Annotated in this window: 24 protein-coding genes; 19 read left to right on the top strand and 5 right to left on the bottom strand. The window is 59.2% G+C overall.

Going from position 1 to position 21,760, the window contains the following annotated elements; genetic code table 11:
* Positions 1–211 precede the first annotated feature (211 nt).
* The 12 genes from RT613_RS13820 (at position 212) to RT613_RS13765 (ending at position 9,958) form a co-directional block, all read left to right on the top strand.
* The gene (locus RT613_RS13820; protein WP_072494576.1) at positions 212–1,708 is read left to right on the top strand and encodes a DEAD/DEAH box helicase; all 1,497 of its coding nucleotides are present in this window, start codon (positions 212–214) and stop codon (positions 1,706–1,708) included.
* A gap of 8 nt (positions 1,709–1,716) precedes the next feature.
* Positions 1,717–2,142 carry an NUDIX domain-containing protein gene (locus RT613_RS13815; RefSeq protein WP_004442420.1) on the top strand — a complete coding sequence of 142 codons (426 nt, stop codon included), beginning with the start codon at positions 1,717–1,719 and terminating at the stop codon, positions 2,140–2,142.
* A gap of 610 nt (positions 2,143–2,752) precedes the next feature.
* A complete protein-coding gene (locus tag RT613_RS13810) occupies positions 2,753–2,992 on the top strand; it encodes a hypothetical protein (RefSeq protein WP_080822942.1) in 240 nt (79 codons plus the stop codon).
* The gene (locus tag RT613_RS13805; RefSeq protein WP_313616171.1) at positions 2,980–4,107 is read left to right on the top strand and encodes an ABC transporter substrate-binding protein; all 1,128 of its coding nucleotides are present in this window, start codon (positions 2,980–2,982) and stop codon (positions 4,105–4,107) included. The genes RT613_RS13810 and RT613_RS13805 overlap by 13 nt, the downstream gene beginning before the upstream one ends.
* A 132-nt stretch (positions 4,108–4,239) precedes the next feature.
* The gene (rpe, locus tag RT613_RS13800; RefSeq protein WP_004442425.1) at positions 4,240–4,917 is read left to right on the top strand and encodes a ribulose-phosphate 3-epimerase; all 678 of its coding nucleotides are present in this window, start codon (positions 4,240–4,242) and stop codon (positions 4,915–4,917) included.
* A 60-nt stretch (positions 4,918–4,977) separates the two neighbouring features.
* Positions 4,978–5,484, top strand: a complete 507-nt coding sequence (locus tag RT613_RS13795; protein WP_072494577.1) for a hypothetical protein — start codon at positions 4,978–4,980, stop codon at positions 5,482–5,484.
* A gap of 81 nt (positions 5,485–5,565) precedes the next feature.
* Entirely contained in the window at positions 5,566–6,873 is a 1,308-nt protein-coding gene (gene purB, locus RT613_RS13790) for an adenylosuccinate lyase (RefSeq protein ID WP_004442427.1), read from the top strand.
* Positions 6,874–6,953: 80 nt separating this feature from the next.
* Positions 6,954–7,517, top strand: a complete 564-nt coding sequence (locus tag RT613_RS13785; protein ID WP_072494578.1) for an alpha/beta hydrolase — start codon at positions 6,954–6,956, stop codon at positions 7,515–7,517.
* A gap of 205 nt (positions 7,518–7,722) precedes the next feature.
* Positions 7,723–8,487: a phosphoribosylaminoimidazolesuccinocarboxamide synthase gene (gene purC, locus RT613_RS13780; RefSeq protein WP_004442430.1), complete on the top strand. Its 765-nt coding sequence runs from the start codon at positions 7,723–7,725 to the stop codon at positions 8,485–8,487.
* Between the two features lie 54 nt (positions 8,488–8,541).
* Positions 8,542–8,784, top strand: coding sequence for a phosphoribosylformylglycinamidine synthase subunit PurS (gene purS, locus RT613_RS13775; RefSeq protein WP_003507918.1), 243 nt, complete (start codon positions 8,542–8,544; stop codon positions 8,782–8,784).
* 19 nt (positions 8,785–8,803) lie between these two features.
* A complete protein-coding gene (gene purQ, locus RT613_RS13770; RefSeq protein WP_004442432.1) occupies positions 8,804–9,475 on the top strand; it encodes a phosphoribosylformylglycinamidine synthase subunit PurQ in 672 nt (223 codons plus the stop codon).
* A 78-nt stretch (positions 9,476–9,553) separates the two neighbouring features.
* Positions 9,554–9,958: a hypothetical protein gene (locus tag RT613_RS13765; protein WP_004442434.1), complete on the top strand. Its 405-nt coding sequence runs from the start codon at positions 9,554–9,556 to the stop codon at positions 9,956–9,958.
* A 266-nt stretch (positions 9,959–10,224) separates the two neighbouring features.
* Here the strand turns inward: RT613_RS13765 and RT613_RS13760 are convergent, their stop codons facing one another.
* Positions 10,225–10,530, bottom strand: a complete 306-nt coding sequence (locus RT613_RS13760; RefSeq protein WP_004442436.1) for a DUF1127 domain-containing protein — start codon at positions 10,528–10,530, stop codon at positions 10,225–10,227.
* Positions 10,531–10,623: 93 nt separating this feature from the next.
* Here RT613_RS13760 and RT613_RS13755 point away from each other — a divergent pair, with 93 nt between their 5' ends.
* From RT613_RS13755 to RT613_RS13740, 4 genes are all read left to right on the top strand, one after another.
* Positions 10,624–12,042, top strand: a complete 1,419-nt coding sequence (locus RT613_RS13755; RefSeq protein ID WP_077986217.1) for a PLP-dependent aminotransferase family protein — start codon at positions 10,624–10,626, stop codon at positions 12,040–12,042.
* A gap of 107 nt (positions 12,043–12,149) precedes the next feature.
* The gene (locus tag RT613_RS13750) at positions 12,150–12,740 is read left to right on the top strand and encodes an acyloxyacyl hydrolase (protein WP_072494579.1); all 591 of its coding nucleotides are present in this window, start codon (positions 12,150–12,152) and stop codon (positions 12,738–12,740) included.
* A 114-nt stretch (positions 12,741–12,854) separates the two neighbouring features.
* On the top strand, positions 12,855–15,089 hold the full coding sequence (purL, locus tag RT613_RS13745; RefSeq protein ID WP_072494580.1) for a phosphoribosylformylglycinamidine synthase subunit PurL: 2,235 nt from the start codon (positions 12,855–12,857) through the stop codon (positions 15,087–15,089).
* Between the two features lie 16 nt (positions 15,090–15,105).
* Complete coding sequence (locus RT613_RS13740; protein WP_003516012.1) at positions 15,106–15,339, top strand: BolA family protein; 234 nt, start codon at positions 15,106–15,108, stop codon at positions 15,337–15,339.
* A gap of 117 nt (positions 15,340–15,456) precedes the next feature.
* On the opposite strand, the gene RT613_RS13735 is transcribed toward RT613_RS13740, so the two are convergent.
* Positions 15,457–16,605, bottom strand: coding sequence for a hypothetical protein (locus RT613_RS13735; protein ID WP_072494581.1), 1,149 nt, complete (start codon positions 16,603–16,605; stop codon positions 15,457–15,459).
* A 110-nt stretch (positions 16,606–16,715) separates the two neighbouring features.
* Here RT613_RS13735 and RT613_RS13730 point away from each other — a divergent pair, with 110 nt between their 5' ends.
* The 3 genes from RT613_RS13730 to RT613_RS13720 all read left to right on the top strand — a co-directional run bounded on the left by RT613_RS13730 (position 16,716) and on the right by RT613_RS13720 (position 18,792).
* The gene (locus tag RT613_RS13730; protein ID WP_004442452.1) at positions 16,716–16,964 is read left to right on the top strand and encodes a hypothetical protein; all 249 of its coding nucleotides are present in this window, start codon (positions 16,716–16,718) and stop codon (positions 16,962–16,964) included.
* A 146-nt stretch (positions 16,965–17,110) separates the two neighbouring features.
* Positions 17,111–17,446 carry a Grx4 family monothiol glutaredoxin gene (gene grxD / locus RT613_RS13725; RefSeq protein WP_004442454.1) on the top strand — a complete coding sequence of 112 codons (336 nt, stop codon included), beginning with the start codon at positions 17,111–17,113 and terminating at the stop codon, positions 17,444–17,446.
* A 137-nt stretch (positions 17,447–17,583) separates the two neighbouring features.
* Positions 17,584–18,792: a multidrug effflux MFS transporter gene (locus RT613_RS13720; RefSeq protein ID WP_006698780.1), complete on the top strand. Its 1,209-nt coding sequence runs from the start codon at positions 17,584–17,586 to the stop codon at positions 18,790–18,792.
* 221 nt (positions 18,793–19,013) lie between these two features.
* Here RT613_RS13720 and RT613_RS13715 read toward each other — a convergent pair whose 3' ends face one another.
* The 3 genes from RT613_RS13715 to ttcA are packed head-to-tail and all read right to left on the bottom strand — an operon-like array spanning position 19,014 to position 21,639.
* A complete protein-coding gene (locus tag RT613_RS13715) occupies positions 19,014–19,838 on the bottom strand; it encodes an inositol monophosphatase family protein (RefSeq protein WP_313616166.1) in 825 nt (274 codons plus the stop codon).
* A 30-nt stretch (positions 19,839–19,868) separates the two neighbouring features.
* On the bottom strand, positions 19,869–20,696 hold the full coding sequence (locus RT613_RS13710; protein WP_312622380.1) for an inositol monophosphatase family protein: 828 nt from the start codon (positions 20,694–20,696) through the stop codon (positions 19,869–19,871).
* 16 nt (positions 20,697–20,712) lie between these two features.
* Positions 20,713–21,639, bottom strand: a complete 927-nt coding sequence (gene ttcA, locus RT613_RS13705; RefSeq protein ID WP_035209970.1) for a tRNA 2-thiocytidine(32) synthetase TtcA — start codon at positions 21,637–21,639, stop codon at positions 20,713–20,715.
* Between the last annotated feature and the right edge of the window lie 121 nt (positions 21,640–21,760).

The following is a 21,760-nucleotide window of genomic DNA, read 5'->3' as shown; positions in this document are numbered from 1 at the left end:
TTTTAACGCTTTTTTTGCTCTTTTAACGATAAATCCCAAAAAACCACGCCTGAGGCTTAAAAGCCCAGCCGCAAGCGGCACGTTTAACGCGCTTTTCCCGTTGTTTCCTTGACTTTCCGGCAATTTGGGCATATCCCCGCGCCAAGTCTTTGCAAGTGCCGTCGCGGCACGCAGGTGTTCTTACCGAACCAGAACGGAAAAAGTTCTTCCTTTGACAACATTCTCTGATCTTGGCCTGAGCCAAAAAGTTCTTTCCGCTATTGCAGATGCCGGCTACACGACGCCGACACCCATTCAGGCTGGCGCCATTCCGCCGGCGCTGGAAAAGCGTGATATCTGCGGTATCGCACAGACCGGCACGGGCAAAACCGCGTCATTCGTTCTGCCGATGCTGACCCTGCTTGAGAAGGGCCGCGCACGCGCCAGAATGCCGCGCACGCTGATCCTCGAGCCGACGCGCGAGCTTGCGGCACAGGTGGCGGAGAATTTCGAGAAATACGGCAAGAATCACAAGCTGAACGTCGCCCTCCTGATCGGCGGTGTTTCCTTCGAAGACCAGGACCGCAAGCTGGAACGTGGCGCCGATGTGCTGATCTGCACCCCTGGCCGCCTTCTTGACCATTGCGAACGCGGCAAGCTGCTGATGACCGGCGTGGAAATCCTTGTCATCGACGAAGCCGACCGCATGCTCGACATGGGCTTCATTCCTGACATCGAGCGCATCGCCAAGATGATCCCCTTTACCCGCCAGACGCTGTTCTTCTCGGCCACCATGCCGCCGGAAATACAGAAGCTGGCTGATCGCTTCCTGCAGAACCCCGTCCGTGTCGAGGTCGCCAAGCCCTCCTCTACTGCAAAGACCGTTGCCCAGCGCATCGTCGCCGCCCATAACAAGGACTACGAAAAGCGCGCCGTCCTGCGCGATCTCGTCCGCGCCGAAGAGGCTGAACTCAAGAACGCCATCATCTTCTGCAACCGCAAGAAGGATGTGGCCGATCTTTTCCGTTCGCTCGACCGCCACGGCTTTTCCGTCGGCGCGCTGCATGGCGACATGGACCAGCGTTCGCGCACGACGATGCTGCAGAACTTCAAGGACGGCAATCTGAAGCTGCTCGTCGCCTCGGACGTCGCCGCACGCGGGCTTGATATCCCCGATGTCAGCCACGTCTTCAACTTCGATATTCCCATTCATTCGGAAGACTATGTTCACCGCATCGGCCGCACCGGCCGTGCCGGCCGCTCGGGCAAGGCTTTCACCATCGTCACCAGAAGCGACACCAAATATCTCGACGCCATCGAAAAGCTGATCGGCGAAAAGATCGAGTGGCTGAACGGTGATCTCTCCACCCTCCCCGCGCCGATGGAAAGCTTTGAAAGCAATTCTGGCCGTCGGGGCAAGGAACGGGGCGGCAGAGGCCGCGACCGTAACCGCCGGGACGCCGCACCGGTCGAAAACATCAATCAGGGCGCACAATCCGCTGCGGACGCAGATATCGCGGCTCATGGAGACGACAAGGTGAAAGCAGAACGCAAGCAGGAAAAGGCCCCGCGCAATTCCGACCGCAACAGTCGCAATCAGCTGCACGCCAATGACGACAACCGCGACCGTCGCCGCCACTATCGCGACCATGACGATGGCCCGACACCGGTTGGCTTCGGCGATGACATTCCCGCCTTCATGCTGATCGTGGCCAACGCCAAGGCCTGACCACAGCAATGGACACGATGACGTCGACCATCAAGCCGGGCCTCGATTTTCCGGGCGTCGGCGTGGGCCTTGTCATTTTGCGTGAAGGCCGCCTCCTTTTATGCCGGCGCATGAAAGCGCCGGAAGCCGGGTATTGGAGCATCCCTGGCGGCAAAGTCGATCATCTCGAAACGTCGCTAGCCGCGGCGCGGCGCGAAGCCGAGGAAGAGACCGGGCTGACGATCGGCCACGTCGAATTTCTCTGCCATAGCGAATTTATCGACGCAGTAGACCGCCATCACTGGGTCTCCCTGATCTTCGTCACCCGCGACACAACGGGTCAGCCTTCGCTTACGGAGCCGGATAAGCTCTCCGCCATCGACTGGTTCGATCTCGACAAACTTCCTGAGCCGATCTCCGCCTTTGCAAAGGACGCTCTGGCCGCCCTGAAATAATGCTGGGGCAGCCCCGGGCGTCGAATAATGACGTCGGATGCGGAATTTTCAAAATCGAAAACGGCGGATCAGATTGGGTCGAAGCCAGAATTTCGGACAACGGCACGCTTAATCCACGCCATTTCTTTTCTAGAACGCTTATCGCGAGAGAATGGCTTTGCGTAAAGTTCTCCGAATTCAATTTTAAATTGCTTAAATTAGAGCTATGTAAAAAACCGCCCCAGTTTCCTGAAGCGGTTTATACGTAATAAAAAAAATAGAATATAGAAGCGAATATAGTCTGGCAGCGCTTATGATCGGAACACTTTCCGAGGCTTTTTACAGCCAATTTCAGTCGTCCCCTGAAACAATTCCATCTAAGCCAATCATTTACTTTCCGTCAAGCAATTCTTCTCGCAAATGCGAAAAAAACATGGCGAAAAAGAGGTGGGGAATTAGAAGGTTTCTATATTAAACTTAGATATCAATAAATTACAGATATGAAAATAAAATGTGCAGATTTATAACGTGCACTGCAAAAGGCATAATCAGCAACAAGGCCTTCGCTGGAGTGTGCTTATACGCGCCACTTGTAATAGTTTTATGAAGTAAAACGGCACGTGGCGGACTTATGAAATACTTCTTCAGTAAAGCGGTACAGAAAGAAGATATCGGGGCGAAAAAGAGCAGCGCTGCGGTATGGCCGCGAGGCACCATTATCGGCCGACGGCAACAACCACAAGATGCCGCGTCCATCTCGTCATTCGGATCGCCCGACATCGAAGCCAAGCCGCCGCAGTCCAGGCGCCAGCGTGCGATTATGATGGACGACCGGCGATTTTTCCTTTGGAAAACCGATTGGTGCCGATAAACATCAGATCGGGACAACAGGATTTCGATCACGTCATGCTTTCACTTCGCCTGCTAACGATCATCGCCGGTTTTGCCTTTGCGGGTTCAGCAAGCGCGGCATCGATCGGGATCGTTGCCCCGCAGAGCGGCCCCTACGAGCTTCTCGGGCAACAGGTCCGGCAGGGCGCCAAGGCGGCAGCCGCAAAACTCGGCCTGGATGTCGTGGAGATTCACGAGAGCTGCGAAGACGGCAGTGGCGGCGCGATTGCCGATGGCCTCGTGGCGGCGAAAGTCAGCGCCGCGATCGGCTTCCTGTGCACGGAAACGCTTCAGGACGTTCTGCCGCCGCTCAAGGCCGCGGCCATTCCGGCCATCACGCTTTCCAGCCGCGCACCCATCCTGATGGAGGACGCGCTGAAATATGGCTGGCCGCTTTTTCGCCTCGCCCCATCGGATCGGGCCGAATCGGCAAGGGCTGCGGAAGTCATTCTTCGCGACTGGAAAGGCCACCCGATCGGGCTCGTGGATGACGGCACGATCTACAGCCGCGAATTGGTGGACCGTATCCGCTCTACGCTGGAGGAAAACGGGCTGAAGCCCACCTTTGCCGATACGATGCGACCCAATCAGGAACAGCAGGTGGCGCTTGTGCGCCGGCTGGCGCGCACCGGCATTACCCATGTCTTCATCGGCGCGGAACGAAACGATATCGCCGTCGTGGCACGGGACGCCGCTTCAGAGAATTTTCCGCTCACCATTCTGGGCGGCGATACGCTGAACGCCGCCAACACCCCCCTCGCGCTGGCTGCGAACGTGATGGCCATCACGCGCCCGGCCTATGACACACTGCCTTCGGCGCAGGCGGCGGCCGGCGAACTGCGCGCCGCAGGCATCGAACCCGAAGGTTACGTTCTTCCAGCCTATGCCGCCACCGAACTGACGGCGGCGCTGGCGGAAGCGGCCCAGGCGCAGTCGAAACCGGCGCCGGAGATACTGGCGTCCGGCACGGCCTTCAAAACCGTGATTGGCGATCTCGCATTCAACCCGTCGCATGAGCTTTCGGACAATCCCTACCGCCTGCAGCGCTGGAACGGCCAGCGCTTCGAACCGGCGGACAAAGCCGAAAGGCAGTAGCTGCAGCCAGCACCGGGACAAATTCGCGGAGCGGCAGCGGAAAACCATCAGCAACCTCACCGCTGACCGTTTCAAACCCCGATGCATGGTGTTAAAGGCAAACTTACGCAACGCGTCGAGAGGAGTTTGCCCATGTCCCTGCCCATCCGGATAGCACCGTCGATCCTGGCTTCCAATTTCGCCAAGCTCGGACAGGAAGTCGCCGATGTCACCGAGGCCGGCGCGGACTGGATTCATCTCGATGTCATGGACGGGCATTTCGTGCCGAACATTTCCTTCGGGCCTGATGTCATCAAGGCGCTTCGGCCGCACAGCAATGCCTTCTTCGATTGCCATTTGATGATCGCCCCCGTCGATCCCTATCTCGAAGCCTTTGCCAAGGCCGGCTGTGACAGCATCACGGTGCATGCGGAGGCCGGCCCCCACCTGCACCGCTCTCTCCAGACCATTCGCGGACTGGGCCTGAAGGCTGGCGTCACGCTCAACCCGGCAACGCCGCTTTCCGTTATCGAAAACGTGCTCGATGATGTCGACCTCGTGCTGATCATGAGCGTCAATCCCGGCTTCGGCGGCCAGAAATTCATTCCCGCCATGCTCGACAAGATCCGCGCAGCCAAGGCGATGATCGGTCAGCGGCCGATCGAACTGGAAGTGGATGGCGGCGTGACGGCGCAGACCGCAGGCGATATCATCGCCGCCGGCGCCAATGCATTGGTAGCGGGCTCCGCAGTCTTCAAAGGCGATGGCGTGGAGGATTATCGCAAGACGATCGCCCTCCTGCGCACGGCCGCGGAAGCCGGACGGGCGTAATCCGTCACCGCCGAATGCGGAAAGCCGGATGCGGCACAACGAGGCGTCGGGGGGAATGTCATGGAAAGCGGCAGGCGGAATTTCCGCGACAGGGCTCTTCCAGCATTGTTCATTCTGCTTGGCGCGCTTGGCTGGAGCGTTTGTTCAGCGGCGTCGGCCGCCATCGGCCTCTATGCCCGTAACAGGCTGGAAACCGATCACGTCGCCGATATCATCACGCTTTTCTTCACGGGCGGATTTTTCGGCTGGCTGCTGGCGCTGGCAGCATTGCGCGTTCTCCCTGCCTTAAAATCCCAACCATTGCGTCTTGCGACAGCATGTCTCGCAATCGCTTTCTTCACGCTCGCCGTGGCGGCAGCATTGTTCGCGTTCGAGTACCGCATCTTTTATGCGCAATGGCATGCGCCAACCTTTTCCCGCATCTGGTTTTTTCAGCAGCTTTTCACGTCGCTCGGTGCAGTCTACCAGTTCGTCGTTCTGGGACTTGGTCTTTATTTTCCCTTCGCCGCACTTCCGCTCGTGCCCGCAGGGGCAATGCTCTGCCGGCGTGCACCGCAAGCGGCGTAGGCATGCAGCTTGATAGATTGAGATTAGCGGAACACTTTGCTAAACGGGCAGCAAATTTCCTCTACTAAGAAAGTCATTGCCATGATCCCTCGTTACTCCCGGCCGGAAATGGTCGCCATCTGGTCGCCGGAAACAAAATTCCGCATCTGGTTCGAGATCGAGGCGCATGCCTGTGACGCGCTGGCCGAGCTCGGCGTCATCCCGAAGTCAGCAGCCCAGACCATCTGGGAAAAGGGCGGCAGCGCCACCTTCGACGTCGCCCGCATCGATGAGATCGAGGCCGTCACCAAGCATGACGTCATCGCCTTCCTCACCCATCTCGCAGAATTCGTCGGTCCCGACAGCCGCTTCGTGCATCAGGGCATGACCTCGTCGGACGTGCTCGATACCACGCTCAACATCCAGCTCGTGCGCGCCGCCGATCTGCTGCTCGCCGACATGGACCGGGTGCTCGCGGCTCTCAAGACCCGGGCCTTCGAACACAAGAACACGGTGCGCATCGGCCGCAGCCACGGCATCCATGCCGAACCGACGACGATGGGCCTCACCTTCGCCCGCTTCTACGCCGAGATGCACCGCAACCGTGAGCGCCTCGTGAACGCCCGCGCCGAAATCGCCACCGGCGCAATCTCCGGCGCTGTCGGCACCTTCGCCAATATCGACCCCCGCGTCGAGGAACATGTCTGCGAAAAGCTCGGACTCATCCCCGAGCCGGTTTCCACGCAGGTCATCCCGCGTGACCGTCACGCCATGTTCTTCGCCACCCTTGGCGTCATCGCCTCGTCGATTGAAAACGTCGCCATCGAAATCCGCCACATGCAGCGCACCGAAGTTCTGGAAGCGGAAGAGTTCTTCTCTCCCGGCCAGAAGGGCTCGTCGGCCATGCCGCACAAGCGTAACCCGGTTCTCACTGAAAACCTCACCGGCCTCGCCCGTCTGGTGCGCATGTCGGTCGTCCCGGCCATGGAAAACGTTGCCCTCTGGCACGAGCGCGACATCAGCCACTCCTCCGTGGAGCGCGCCATCGGCCCCGACACGACAGTCACTCTGGACTTCGCATTGAACCGTCTGGCAGGCGTCATCGAAAAGCTGGTGATCTACCCGGACAACATGCTGAAGAACATGAACAAGTTCCGTGGTCTCGTGCATTCGCAGCGCGTTCTCCTGGCGCTGACGCAGGCTGGCGTATCGCGCGAAGACGCCTATCGTCTGGTCCAGCGCAATGCCATGAAGGTCTGGGAACAGGGTGCGGACTTCCTTGAGGAACTGCTGGGCGACGAGGAAGTGCGCGCTGCGCTCCCCGAAGAGGTCATCCGCGAAAAATTCGACCTCGGTTACCACACCAAGCATGTCGATACGATCTTCGCCCGCGTCTTCGGCAACGCCTGAGACTTGAGCTGAACCCGAGAGCTTGACGTTAATGCCGCCGCGACCTTGATCGCGGCGGCATCACAACACAGATATGGCGCATGAAAGTTTCAGAAGCAGATATCCTGATCGTCCCCGGTTATACCAATTCCGGCCCGGACCACTGGCAGAGCCGCTGGGAGCGCAAGCTCTCCACCGCCCGCCGTGTCGAGCAGGCGGAATGGTCGAAACCGGTGAAGGAAGATTGGGTCGCCAGGCTGGTAGAGGAGGTCAACGCCTCCACCAGGCCCGTCGTCCTCGTTGCCCATTCGCTTGGCGTTCCAACGGTGATCCACGCATTGCCTGAAATCGGCAAGAAGGTATCCGGCGCGCTTCTCGTTGCGCCGCCTGATGTCGCCAATCCCGAAATCAGGCCGAAGCATCTCATGACCTTCGGGCCTTACCCGCGCGATCCGCTGCCCTTTCCGGCGATCACCATCGCCAGCCGCAACGATCCCTTCGGCTCTTATGAACACGCCGACGACATCGCTGCTGCCTGGGGTTCGCTTTTGATCGATGCCGGCATGTCCGGCCACATCAATGCCGAGTCCGGGCACGGCCCGTGGCCGGAGGGCGGCATGGTCTTCGCGCAATTCCTGAGCCGCCTCAGAGGCGTCGAGCCATGACGAGAGCCGCCAACTGAAATCCGCATCGCCGCCCGCCCCTGCCGCGGCCCGGTTTTGCGGATGAAACAGTTCGGCGGCCCTGTCACAAGAATTGAAGGGAAATATGCCAGCCGCATTGTAGAATGCACTCTTTTCCTTTATGGGACCGCTTCAAAGACCAAACGCAACGCCACCAGAATCGGCGTCAACCAAGAGACCTGCAATTATGAACCGTCGCCGCCGTATTTACGAAGGCAAGGCCAAGATCCTTTACGAGGGTCCGGAGCCAGGCACGCTTATCCAGTTCTTCAAGGACGATGCGACCGCCTTCAACAAGAAGAAGCATGAAGTCATCGACGGCAAGGGCGTGCTGAACAACCGTATCTGCGAATACGTCTTCACGCATCTGAACAAGATCGGCATTCCCACCCACTTCATCCGCCGCCTCAACATGCGCGAGCAGCTGATCAAGGAAGTGGAGATGATCCCGCTCGAGGTCGTCGTGCGCAATGTCGCCGCCGGCTCGCTTTCCAAGCGCCTCGGCATCGAGGAAGGCGTGGTGCTGCCACGCTCGATCATCGAGTTTTATTACAAGTCGGATGAGCTCGAAGACCCGATGGTCTCCGAAGAGCACATCACGGCTTTCGGCTGGGCCAACCCCGCCGAGCTTGACGACATCATGGCGCTCGCCATCCGCGTCAACGACTTCCTCTCCGGCCTGTTCCTCGGCGTCGGCATTCAGCTCGTCGATTTCAAGATCGAATGTGGCCGCCTCTTCGAAGGCGATATGATGCGCATCATCCTCGCCGACGAGATTTCGCCCGACAGCTGCCGTCTCTGGGACATCGAGACCCAGAAGAAGATGGACAAGGACCTCTTCCGACGCGATCTGGGCGGTCTTCTGGAAGCTTATTCCGAAGTGGCGCGCCGTCTCGGCATCATCAATGAAAACGAACCGATCCGCGGCACCGGTCCTGTTCTGGTAAAGTAATATCGGCTCGTGAAATAATATTGGCCTCGTAGGGTAAAATCAGGAGAAGATCAGGTGATCAAGGCACGGGTGACTGTTACGCTGAAGAACGGCGTTCTCGATCCGCAGGGCAAGGCAATCGAAGGCGCGCTTGGCAGCCTCGGTTTTGGTGGCGTCGGCCATGTCCGTCAGGGCAAGGTTTTCGATCTGGAACTGGAAGGCGCCGACAAGGCGAAGGCCGAAACCGATCTGAAGGCAATGTGCGAAAAGCTCTTGGCCAACACGGTCATCGAAAACTACGCCATCGCCATTCTCTAAGCTCCAGGAGCCGCCGTCCATGAAATCCGCTGTCGTCCAACTTCCCGGCCTCAACCGCGACCGCGACATGATCGCGGCTCTGACGAAAATTTCCGGTCAGGCGCCTGTCACCATCTGGCAGACGGAGACGGATATTCCCGATGTCGATCTGATCGTCATTCCCGGCGGCTTCTCTTATGGCGACTATCTGCGCTGCGGTGCCATTGCCGCCCGTATGCCTGTCATGCAGGCCATCCGCGAGAAGGCGGAAAAGGGCGTGAAGGTTCTCGGCGTCTGCAACGGCTTCCAGATTCTGGTCGAAGCCGGCATGCTGCCGGGCGCGCTGATGCGCAACGCCTCGCTGAAATTCGTCTGCCGCGAAGTGAAGCTCGAAGTCGCCAATAACGACACCGATTTCACCCGCGCTTACGACAAGGGTCAGATCCTGCGCTGCCCCGTCGCCCATCACGATGGCAACTACTTCCTCGATGCGGATGAGTTGAAATCGGTCGAGGGCAACGGCCAGGTCGTGTTCCGTTATGCCGAAGGCACCAACCCGAACGGCTCGCTGAACGACATTGCCGGCGTCATCAATGCCAAGGGCAACGTTCTCGGCATGATGCCGCATCCGGAAAACCTGATCGAAGCCGCCCATGGCGGCAATGACGGCCGCGGCCTCTTCGCTTCGGCGCTTGGTGTCATCGCAGCCTGACAGACGGGCGGGCTTTGAGCCCGCCTTTTTTGATGCCGGCTGACGGCGTCGTTTTGGCCCTCTCTTCTGGATGACCTGATGTCTTTTGCCCGTCGATCGAATACCCTCAAGGCGACCGGATTGTTTCTAGCTGCGGCGACCCTGGCTGCTTGTCAGCCGAAACCACAGCCGACAGCCTCGGTCTCCCGCGCCGCTCTCCCCACAATGGAACGGATAGCGCTCGGCGCGAATGCCTGCTGGTTCAAATCGGGGGATGCGGCTTTCAAGGCCTATCGTCTGGCCCCTGAACTCAATTCCTTCTCAGGCCGTCCGCGCATCCTGCTCGTGCCGCGCAACAGTCCAGAATCGCGGCCCATGCTGGTCGTTCAGGCCGAAGGCAACCCGGCAAAGCTCGACGCTTTTGGCCCGGTGATGAACGAGGCCATTTCCAGCCGCATCGCAACCGACGTCAAGCGCTGGGCGAATGGCGGCAAGGGCTGCTGATCTCATCGTAGTATTCTAGCCCTGCATATCGGGCAAGACGTATCGCGTCGCTCATTCTTGTGCTTGTCACAGGAATGAGGAAAGGGGAACGCTCGGCAAAAGGCAGACGCCGGCACAAGAAGCTCTTGCCACGTACCATTTATTGCCGAAGCTGCTCTAAGGGGCCTAAATAAAAAAACCCGCCAACGCCGGTTGGGAATGGCGTGGCGGGCTGCCGCACGGCTTGATGGCGCCGGGGAAAGAAGGCGCCGCTCTCCGGCAAAAAATTAAAGCGGCCGTGTCGGCCATGAAAAAAGCTGGGATTTCGCCGCTTCCTTCAGGGCTTCATCGCGCGTTACGCCGATATCTTCCAGAAGATCATCAGACAGTTCCCGCAAAGCGAGCCGTCCCTGCCGCTTCCGGTGCCAGTTGAACATGCCCGCAATCAGGCGACCAATTGGCGTGCTGGCGATCTTGGCCGGAAAAGGCGCCGGTGCGACCATGTCGCCGGCATCGCGGAACACGCGTTCCCGTTCGTAGCCATCAGGATAGAGCGTATCCGCTGTCGAAAGGTATTGATCCATCTTGCGCATATTGCACCTATTGTCTCCGTGCGCTTGTCTTCATTGAATGCAGACAATAAATACAATTGACTTGCGAAGAGATACAATGCATAAATTGTCACCATGACAAATTGGCTTCCTGATCTCACTGTGGGCGATGGCCCGATCTATCTGCGCCTCGCCGACAGTATCGAGGGCGCAATTTCCGATGGCACCCTGCAGGCGGGCTCGAAATTGCCGCCGCAGCGCAACCTCGCTTATGACCTCGGCGTGACAATAGGGACAATCAGCCGGGCCTACGCGCTTATCCACGAGCGCGGCCTGGTCAGCGGCGAGGTCGGCCGCGGCACCTATGTCAATGAGCGCAAGACCCCGGCCCCCTCAGCGCCCATGGAGACGGTGGCGGCAGCCTTCGGCAGCACACGCCACGCTGTCGATAGCAGCGCTGAATTCCGGCTCAACACCACGGCGGCACCCGATGTCGGCCAGAGCGTGCTGATCGCCAGACATATCGAGGCTGTCGCCCGCGAACATGCTTACGACGTCACCAATTACGCCCGTTCCTTTCCTGACAACTGGTGCATGGCGGGCGCTCGCTGGCTTTCCCAGAACGGCTGGTCGCCAAAACCGGAAAACATCGTCTCGACGCTTGGCGCCCATGCGGCGGTGATGAGTGTGGTGACGGCCATGACCGCCCCGGGAGACCGTATCGTTTTCGAACCCGTGACCTATTCCCATATCAGCCGCAGCGCCACACTTGCCGGACGGCGGGTGACGCTGGTTGAGGCGGATGAAAAGGGCATTGTCCCTGACGATTTTGAGCGCGTCTGCGCCCAGCAGCATCCCAAGATGATCTTCCTGATGTCCGCCGGCCAGAACCCGACCTGCGCCACGCTGACAGAAGAGCGTCGCCGTGCGATAGCCGATATCGCACGCCGGTATGGTGTCTGGGTCGTAGAGGACAATCTTTATGGCGCGATGACGCGTGAGGCGATCCCGCTGATCGCAGAATTTGCGCCCGACATTACCTTCGTCGTCGGCGGCCTGTCGAAATCCGTTGCCGCTGGCGTTCGTGGCGGCTGGGTCGCCTGCCCGGCGCAATATTCGTCGCGCATCCGCATTTCCCACTCGATGCTGACAGGCGGTCTGCCCTTCATGCTGGCCGAAGTGAATGCCCGCCTCGTCAACAGCGGTGACGCCGACGACATTCGCAAGGATTGTATCGCCGAGATCAATCAGCGCGAGGCGATTGCCCGGCGGGCCTTTGCCGGGCTGGATTTCAATTCGCTGCCCGATATCGCCTTCCTGTGGCTGAGACTGCCCGAACCCTGGCTTTCCGGCACGTTCCGAAACGCGGCGATGAAAGAAGGCGTGCTGATAGATGACGAGGATGAGTTCAAGGCCGGCCGCACCGACAAGGTTTTCCATCGGGTGCGTGTCAGCCTTTCTGGTCCCTCAAACCAGCAAGAGTTGACCCATGCCCTCGGCATCCTGCGCCACCTGCTCGACAACGGCTCGGCCGGTTACGAAAGCGTTGCCTAGAGGGCGGAGAGTCTTTCCTGCAACACCCGGCCTAATTCAGTAACTTATCATTTACCAAACCGACAAACCTGCCATCCTTTCCGCAATTCGAGGTGGGGAATGATTCGATGGCAGCATTCGGTTCCACAGGTTTGAGGGCGTGTTTCGCGCTGGCAATCCTTCTTGCGGCGTGTGTCTTGATCGGCACCATGCCCGCCACGGCTGCGGAAGGCACCGTCTTCGACGAATTGCGCTTCGGCGCAACCACCTCAATCTCCAATCACGACAATGGCGGTGAGGATGGCGTCTTCCCGGCCTTCACCGCCTATTTTGATCCCTTCGCCAGTGCATCTGCGGTAACGCTCGGCCAAAAACTCTCCCGCCCACGGCTGCATATCGGTGGCGAGATCGGCACTGAGGGCTCGGCGAATACCATTTACGGCGGCGTCAACTGGACCTTCGATCTCAACCCGAAGATTTTTCTCGATTTCGGTTTTGGCGGCCTCTGGCACGATGGCAAGCTGAGAAACAGTGCCGGCGAAACCGGTGCGGAATTCGGCTGCCGGTTGCTTTTCCACGAATATGCGGCGGTCGGCTATCGTTTCGATAATAACTGGAATATTTCGACCCAGATCGAGCATGCATCACATGCCAATCTGTGCGATGGGCCCAATGACGGACTGACCCGCGTCGGCCTCATGGTCGGCTACAGGTTCTGAAGAAGCCAAGAAAGCAGCGTTTTGCGGATAAAACCGCGCATTTTCCTGTCGCACCTTTGAGCCTCTTGCGCTAAAGAACCGGAAACTTCCCTCGGCTCGAACCGCGTGAGACCTATGTCGATTCCAAACTCCATCAAGATCACCCCGGAACTCGTTGCATCCCACGGGCTGAAGCCCGACGAATACCAGCGTATCCTCGACCTGATCGGACGGGAGCCCAGCTTTACCGAGCTCGGCATCTTCTCGGCCATGTGGAACGAGCACTGCTCCTACAAGTCCTCCAAGAAGTGGCTGAAGACCCTGCCCACCAAGGGACCACGCGTCATCCAGGGCCCCGGTGAAAATGCCGGCGTTGTGGATATCGACGATGGCGATTGCGTCGTCTTCAAGATGGAGAGCCATAACCATCCCTCCTATATCGAGCCCTATCAGGGTGCGGCGACCGGCGTCGGCGGTATCCTGCGTGACGTCTTCACCATGGGCGCGCGCCCGATTGCCGCCATGAACGCCCTGCGCTTCGGCGCGCCCGACCACCCGAAGACCCGCCATCTCGTGGCCGGTGTCGTTGCCGGTGTTGGCGGCTACGGCAACTCCTTCGGCGTGCCAACGGTTGGCGGCGAAGTGGAATTCGATCCGCGTTATAACGGCAACATCCTCGTTAATGCCTTTGCCGCCGGTCTTGCCAAGTCCGACGCGATCTTCCTTTCGGAAGCCAAGGGCGTTGGCCTGCCGGTGGTTTATCTCGGCGCAAAGACCGGCCGCGACGGCGTTGGCGGCGCGACCATGGCCTCTGCCGAATTCGATGAGTCCATCGAAGAAAAGCGCCCGACCGTTCAGGTCGGCGACCCCTTCACCGAAAAGTGCCTGCTGGAAGCCTGCCTCGAACTGATGAAAACCGGCGCGGTCATCGCCATTCAGGACATGGGCGCCGCCGGCCTCACCTGCTCGGCCGTGGAAATGGGCGCCAAGGGCGACCTCGGCATCGAGCTTGACCTCAATGCCGTGCCGGTGCGCGAAGAGCGCATGACTGCCTATGAAATGATGCTGTCGGAAAGCCAGGAGCGCATGCTCATGGTTCTCGAGCCCTCCAAGGAAGAAGTCGCCAAGGCGATTTTCGTGAAATGGGGCTTGGACTTCGCGATCGTCGGCAAGACCACCGACGACCTGCGTTTCCGCGTCATTCACAACGGCGAGGAAGTTGCCAACCTGCCGATCAAGGAACTGGGCGATCAGGCTCCGGAATATGACCGCCCGTGGACGCCCGCGAAGGTGCCCGCCCCGCTTGCGGAAAACGACGTCCCCGCTGCCGATATCGCCGATGCGCTGGTATCGCTCGTCGGTTCGGCCAACAATTCCTCGCGCCGCTGGGTCTACGAGCAGTATGACACGCTGATCCAGGGCAATTCCCTGCAGCTGCCGGGCGGCGACGCCGGTGTGGTTCGCGTCGAAGGCCACGACAAAAAGGCGCTAGCCTTCTCCTCCGACGTCACCCCGCGTTACGTCGAGGCTGACCCCTTCGAAGGCGGCAAGCAGGCCGTGGCCGAATGCTGGCGCAACATTACCGCAACCGGCGCCCTGCCGCTCGCGGCCACCGACAACCTGAATTTCGGCAACCCGGAAAAGCCCGAAATCATGAGCCAGCTGGTTCATGCCATCAAGGGTATCGGCGAAGCCTGCCGCGTGCTGGAATTCCCGATCGTTTCCGGCAACGTCTCGCTCTACAACGAGACCAATGGGCAGGCGATCCTGCCAACCCCCACCATTGGCGGCGTCGGCTTGCTGAAGGATTGGGGCCGCATGGCGCGCATCCGTTTTGCCGCCGCTGACGAAGCGGTGCTGCTTGTCGGCGCACCTGCCGGCCTCGGCACCCACATCGCGCAGTCGGTGTACATGCGTGATATCCATGGCCGTATCGACGGCCCTGCCCCGCATGTCGATCTGGCCGCCGAAAAGAAGAACGGCGATTTCGTGCGTGGCATCATCACGGATGGCCTCGCCACCGCCGTTCACGATTGCTCCTCGGGAGGTCTGGCGCTCGCGGTTGCCGAAATGGCGATTTCCTCCGGAATCGGCGCAACGATCGACGCTGTCGAAGGCCACAACCCGGTCCTCACCTTCTATGGCGAAGATCAGGGTCGTTACGTCCTGACCGTGAAGAAGAGTGATCTCGACAAGGTGCTGGCGGCTGCCAAGGCAGCCGGCGTTTCCTGCGCCAACATCGGCGTCACCGGTGGTTCCACCGTAAAGCTGGGCACGGCGCGCGCCGTCGAGATTAAAGAATTGCACTCGGCCTATGAATCGTGGTTCCCTCAGTTCATGGACGGCGAAACTCTAGTCGCCGCAGAATGAATTAAGGAGAAACACCATGCCCATGAAACCCGGCGACATTGAAGACATGATTAAGGCGGGAATTCCCGGGGCAAAGGTCACGATCCGCGATCTGGCCGGTGATGGCGATCATTACGCGGCGGAAGTCGTGGCAGATGCATTCAAAGGCAAGACCCGCGTGCAGCAGCACCAGATGGTCTATGACGCGCTGAAGGGCAATATGGGCGGCGTCCTGCATGCTCTTGCCCTGCAGACCTCGGCGCCCGAATGATGACTGAGATCACCGGTCTCTGTCCCATCGGCTGAAAGACCTGACGGCTGAAGAATAAAGAAAGGCCCGCGTGATAGTCCCACGCGGGCCTTTTCATATTCGACGTTATCGAAACCTCTAAAGAGCAGGCGGCGTTTGTGACTCGAGATCGGCAAATGAGGCGGCTGGCAGAGGCCCGGCCGTCAGTAGGGTAAAGTCGTAACCGGACCTGCGATCAGGCCCGAGAACATATTGCCGGTGCATTCTGAGGAAATTCCGCTTATTTTTCTTGTAACGCTCCGGCGAAAGCGAATGCTTGAAGCGGATCGGCACGATTTTCGGTTGCGGCGCATCGCCATGACCGGTCAGCGCCACCGTGTTGCAACGATATAGATGGATCGGATCTGTGAGACACTGGATATCGAACCATGTCACCTCAGGGTGACGTGCGATGACGCCAATGCTCTGACGAAGCCACACGGCGCTCGACAGAAACGCGCATTGCAGGGCCGCCCCACCCAGCGTTGCGAAAGACAACTTCCGTCCATCCAGTGCCTCCGGCTTCAGCTCCAGCACGCGGCCGATGACCGCGAGGGCCAAGCTGGCGCCCATGCTGTGCGAGACCACCAGAACCTCATCCGAAGACTGCTCCAGCGCCGTCAGGACAAGCGCTGCCTTCTCTTCGATCCAGCCTCGGGCAATCGGCTCGTCGCGGCCGACTGCGAGTGCGAACCGCCAGTCCGCATAAAGATGCAGGGTGTGAAAGCGCTCGGCAAACGGCAGGAAAGCCTTGGTGAAAAACAGGGCTGCAGCCGGAACGCTGGCCACCAGCAGCCACAGCGGTAAAGCGAAAAGCCAGGGCGACAGGCTAATCACCGCCGCAAGCACGCCACCGGCAAGCATCAGCAGGAACGGAAAAATAAAGAACAGCCCAAAACGCCATGCATGGCGGAAGTAGCGCGCCGCGCCCCCCTCACCGATAATGCCCGCTCCCGCCTTGAAGCCCTGCCAGATCTGCCGCCAGACCGGCGCATTCCGCAATTGTGAGATGACGGCATTATGATCATAGACGATGATGTCCGAACGCGTCCGCCAATCGCCTGACGAGGATTCCACGGTAAATGTTTCGCCGCCCGGCCTGTTCTCCAGCGGCCCCACTGCATAATCGACGGCCCATGTTTTTCCTGCCAGCGCGGCGGCACGCTGATAACGCAGATGATGGGCAGCGGCATCCAGCGGATCGAAACCCGGGAAATAAAGGACAAGTCGTGACGTGACGGTCGGCATGCATAAACCTTCGGGCTGGAGGCACCCGAAAGGATCGCTTGATACAGTGGGCGATGCACGTATAGTAAAAATCGCGACGGAAATATGATTTATTTAAAGGCGGAGAAAATTTGTCTGGCATCGTCGATCAACTGATAAACGGCGTCGTCAAGGGCGCTTTGTCGGAAGTCCTCACCAAGACCGGCATCCGCAAGACGCGCCGCGCACGCCGGACGAAAAGCACCGGTTCTCTCGCCGGCGGTATTGTCGGCTCCGTTCTGGAAGCCGCAATCAAGGCCGCAGTCAAACCGAAGCCGGCCAAAAAACAGGTCAGCAAAAGACGCACCGCCGCCGCGCGCAGCCGGCAGAGATATCGCTAGGCGTCGGAAGACCGTTTTTTGGCGCGTTATGCGTTGCAGGAGGCACGCATTTTTTCCTTCCGACGGGTGGAAATCGCGCCACGACATGTTATTTAGAGGCTAACAGAAAGCAGCGGCCTTGAACCGCATGTGAAAGGAATAGGCCTATGAGCGGCATTCACGACATGATCGACAGCGAAGTGAAGAGCAACGACATCGTTCTTTTCATGAAGGGCACCCCGCAATTCCCGCAATGCGGTTTTTCCGGCCAGGTGGTACAGATCCTCGATTATCTCGGCGTCGACTACAAGGGCATCAATGTGCTTGCCGATGCCGACATCCGTCAGGGCATCAAGGACTATTCCAACTGGCCGACGATCCCGCAGCTCTACGTCAAGGGTGAGTTCGTTGGCGGCTGTGACATCGTGAGGGAGATGTTCCAGTCTGGCGAATTGCAGAGCCACTTCCAAGAACAGGGTATCAGCGTCCGCGGCGCGGCCTGATTTCGGCCGGTTCATCCGGCCCACCCTGATTGTCAGAAATTTATGCCAGGCGTTGCTTCATGCAACGCCTTTGCCGTTCTTTTTGGGGCAATCCTGTGACAAATCTTTCACAATCCACCGCTTCGCGCGCAGGCTCGATGGGGCGTACGGAATTCATTGCGCTGGCCGCAATGCTGATGGCGTTGAACGCGCTCGCCATCGATATCATGCTGCCCGGGCTTCAGGAAATCGGCGCCTCGCTGGGCGTCGAGAATGAAAACCATCGCCAATATGTCATTTCGGCCTACCTTCTCGGTTTCGGCGTCGCCCAGCTTCTCTATGGGCCGATCTCGGACCGTTTCGGTCGCCGCAAGCCGATGCTCTTTGGTCTCGCGATCTACATCGTTTCAGCGCTTGCGGTCGTTTTCGTGCCGTCCTTCTCCGGCCTGCTGCTCCTGCGTTTCATTCAGGGCATCGGTTCTGCGGCAACACGCGTCATCACCATCTCGATCGTCCGCGACATCTATGGCGGCCGACAGATGGCTGAAGTCATGTCGCTGATCATGATGGTTTTCATGGTTGTTCCGGTCATCGCGCCCGGCACTGGCCAGATCGTGCTCTTCTTCGGAAACTGGCACCTTATCTTTGCCTTCATGGCCGGCATCGCTGCCGTGGTAACGGCCTGGATGTATTTCCGCCTGCCTGAGACCCTGCATCCGGACGATGTCCGCCCTTTCACCGCCCGTTCGGTGCTCGGCGGTTTCAAGATCGTGCTCACCAACCGCATTGCGCTTTGCTACACGCTCTCCAGCACCTTCATCTTCGGTGCGCTGTTCGGCTTCATCAATTCCGCTGAACAGGTCTACAAGGGCATTTACGGCCTTGGTCCATGGTTCGCGGCGGCATTTGCCGGCGTCGCCCTGTTCATGGCCTTTTCGTCCTTCATCAATGCGAGGCTTGTCGGAAGGTTCGGCATGCGCAAGTTGTCGCACGGGTCGCTGCTCGGCTTCATCGCCATCACCTTCATCTGGCTTGTGGTGCAGGTGCTGGGACCGGATCCGATGCCTTTCGCCATCTTCATCGTGTTCTTCGCACTTGCCATGTTCCAGTTCGGCTGGATCGGCTCGAACTTCAACTCGCTGGCGATGGAACCGCTTGGCCACGTCGCCGGCACGGCCTCCTCGGTGATTGGCTTCATGGGAACCATTGGCGGTTCGCTGATCGGCGCCGCCATCGGCCAGGCTTTCGATGGTACCGCACTGCCAATGGTGGCAGGTTTCTTCGTCGTCTCCATCATCGGCCTGATCTTTGTACTGATCGGCGAAAAGGGTGTGTTATTTCATGCCCACAACAAGCCGATCCGCTAAGGGACGTGGAAAAATAAAAGGGCGCGGAATTCTGTTCCGCGCCCTTTTTTGTTTGCTGGTGGGTCTCGCCGACGGCCGTTACCCCGGAGCTGATCCGGGGTTCAGCCAGCCCAAGTCCTTGGGCTGAAAAAGGTCCTTCCGCCGCGCAGACGCGCCGCAGCTGGATGCCGGATCAAGTCCGGCATGACGGTGAAGGTTGTGCACCCCACAAATCCGGAACCTCAGACCGTGAAAATCTTCTCGCGCAGCAATTCCCACGTCTCCTGATTAGGCGCCAGCAGCAGCCCGCCATCCACATGGCGTGGCAGATAAGGCGAGCCATCAAGGCGGGCGGCATAGGCGCCCGATTCCTGCGAGATCAATGTGCCGGCCAAGTGGTCCCAGGGCATCAGCTTGTTATACATCAGGAAATGCATGTGGCCGCCGCAAAACAGGCGATACTCATGCGCGGCGCAGCGATAGCTGGTGAAGAGCCGCACATCGGCCAGGTTCACCAGAATCTTGCGGCGCGTCTCGATATCGAAATAGCCGGTATTGGCAATGCCGATCATCTGCGACAGCTCGGGCGCCGGGACGACCGACATCTGCGTCTGTGCACCGTCAGCGCTGCAGAGCCACGCGCCGGAGCCCTTCTCGGCAATCACCCAGTCATTGCCCATCGGATCGAAGATAAGGCCGGCAATGGTCTCGCCCTTGGAAACGACGCTCATCATCACGCCGAAAAGCGGCAGGCCGGACGCAAAATTATAGGTGCCATCGATCGGATCGACCACGACAGCCAGATCGGCATCGGCAAGCTTGCCAAGCAGCGAAGCATCGGCCGCCACAGCCTCCTCGCCGATGAACAGAGCATCCGGCATGATCTCCTGCACGCGGGCGCGGATCAACCGCTCTGCGGCCTCGTCAGCCTCGGTAACCAGGTCGATCGCTTCGGTCTTGATCCTGACGTCGCCATCGCCCAGATTGCGGAACCTCGGCAGGATTTCAACCGCAGCAGCCTCCTGAAGCGCATTGGCAAGAGAGGCGATGTCGAGTTCGAGAGCCATGGGCGAGATCCTTCCATTTGAGCATAAATCTTATAAGGCGACGATTTCCCGCCGCAGCATCTTCCAGCTTTCCTTGTCGGGAGCAGAAAGTATGCCCCCGGTGGTCTGGCCGGGCCGATAGGGCGTGTTGTCGAAACGCGCCGTGTAGCCACCCGCTTCCTGATGGATGAGCACGCCTGCAAGGTGATCCCACGGCATCAGCTTTTCATGGCCGATGAAATGAAGATTGCCGGCGGAAGCGAGCCAATATTCATGTGCGGAGCAGTTAAGCGACAATGCCATCTTTATCTTCGCCATATTGGCGGCGATCACCGGCCGGCGATCCGGATGGCTGTGGCCCCACGAAAAGAGGCCGACCATGTCGGACAGTGGCGCGGGATCGGCAACCTTTAGCTTTGCCTGCGATCCGTTCTTGCGGTGGAGATAGGCGCCCTCGCCTTTCAGACCAATGATGGTGTCCCCCATGACGGGATCGTGGATAAGTCCAGCCACGGTCTCACCCTTGACGGTGATCGCAAGCAGCGTACCGAAGGCGGGAAAGCCGGAAGCGTAATTGAAGGTGCCGTCGATGGGATCGATCACGAAGGCAAGCGGCGCGTCGGCAAGGGCGGGAATGACGGAATGATCCGCGTCACAGGCCTCTTCGCCAACAATATGCGCCTTTGGAAACCGCTCGAGCAGCGCTGCGGTTATCAGCTTTTCGGCCAGAACATCCGCCTCGGTGACGAGATCGACGGCGGATGTCTTTTCGGAGATGGCGCCAGCGCTCAGGTTCCTGAAGCGGGGCATGATTTCATCCGTACCGGCTGCGGCAACGGTGGCAACGAGGAAATCGATATCTTTATCGGAAAGGGTCATCGCGCGGGGCACTTCTTCATAAGGGAGGGTGGGCCTCCCTAGGCTCTTCAGATGACGCCCCCGTGACAGAAAGCGCCGAAAAATCAAAAAGTCTGGGGTCGAGGAGATGGGAAGGGTTCACATGCGCCAGCGCCCGCAGCATCACATCCTTCCGACCGGGCATACGCCGCTCGATATCCGCCAGCATTTCCTTCATGGCGTTGCGCTGAAGTCCGTCCTGCGAGCCGCAAAGGTCGCAGGGGATGATCGGAAACTCCATTGCGGCCGCAAATTTCGCCATGTCTTCTTCGGCGCAATAGGCAAGCGGGCGCATGACCATCAGGTCACCCTCGTCATTCAAAAGCTTTGCCGGCATGCCGGCCAGACGTCCGCCATGGAAGAAGTTCATGAAGAAGGTCTCGAGAATATCCTCACGGTGATGGCCGAGCAGCAGCGCGTCGCAGCCCTCCTCCCGCGCGATGCGGTAAAGATTGCCGCGCCTGAGCCGCGAACAGAGCGAACAGTAAGTGCCGCCGGAGGGCACCTTCTCCTTCACCACCGAATAGGTGTCGCGATATTCGATGCGATGGGCAACGCCGATCTTCGCCAGATACTCCGGTAAGACATGCTTGGGGAAATTAGGCTGGCCCTGATCCAGATTGCAGGCGATCAGTTCAACGGGCAGCAGGCCGCGCCATTTGAGATCGAGCAGCAGCGCCAAAAGCCCGTAGCTGTCCTTGCCACCGGAAAGGCCGACCAGCCAGCGCTTCTGGCCTTTCAGCATGTCGAAATCTTCAAAGGCCTGACGCACATTGCGCAGCAGCCGCTTGCGCAGCTTGTTGAAGGAGACGGAGCGCGGTGCATTGTCAAATAGCGGATGCGAACTGCCAGCTTCTTCCGGCGATTCCTGATCTGCCCCGATCTTTTCCGCGATGTCATCGACCCTGGTGAGAATATTCATCATCCGCTCGCTCCGGCACGACTGCCGTTATCCATGCAGGCAATGCTCCCATCCGCCCGGAAGATCAAGCCCCGAATACCGACCAACCTGTTTTCGTTGCCAGCATTTCCAGCGCATGTGACCC

It is taken from the genome of Agrobacterium sp., assembly GCF_032092815.1.
Lineage (GTDB): Bacteria > Pseudomonadota > Alphaproteobacteria > Rhizobiales > Rhizobiaceae > Agrobacterium.
The sequence above is the reverse complement of the archived record's forward strand: the minus strand, read 5'-3'. Positions and strand labels throughout refer to the sequence as shown.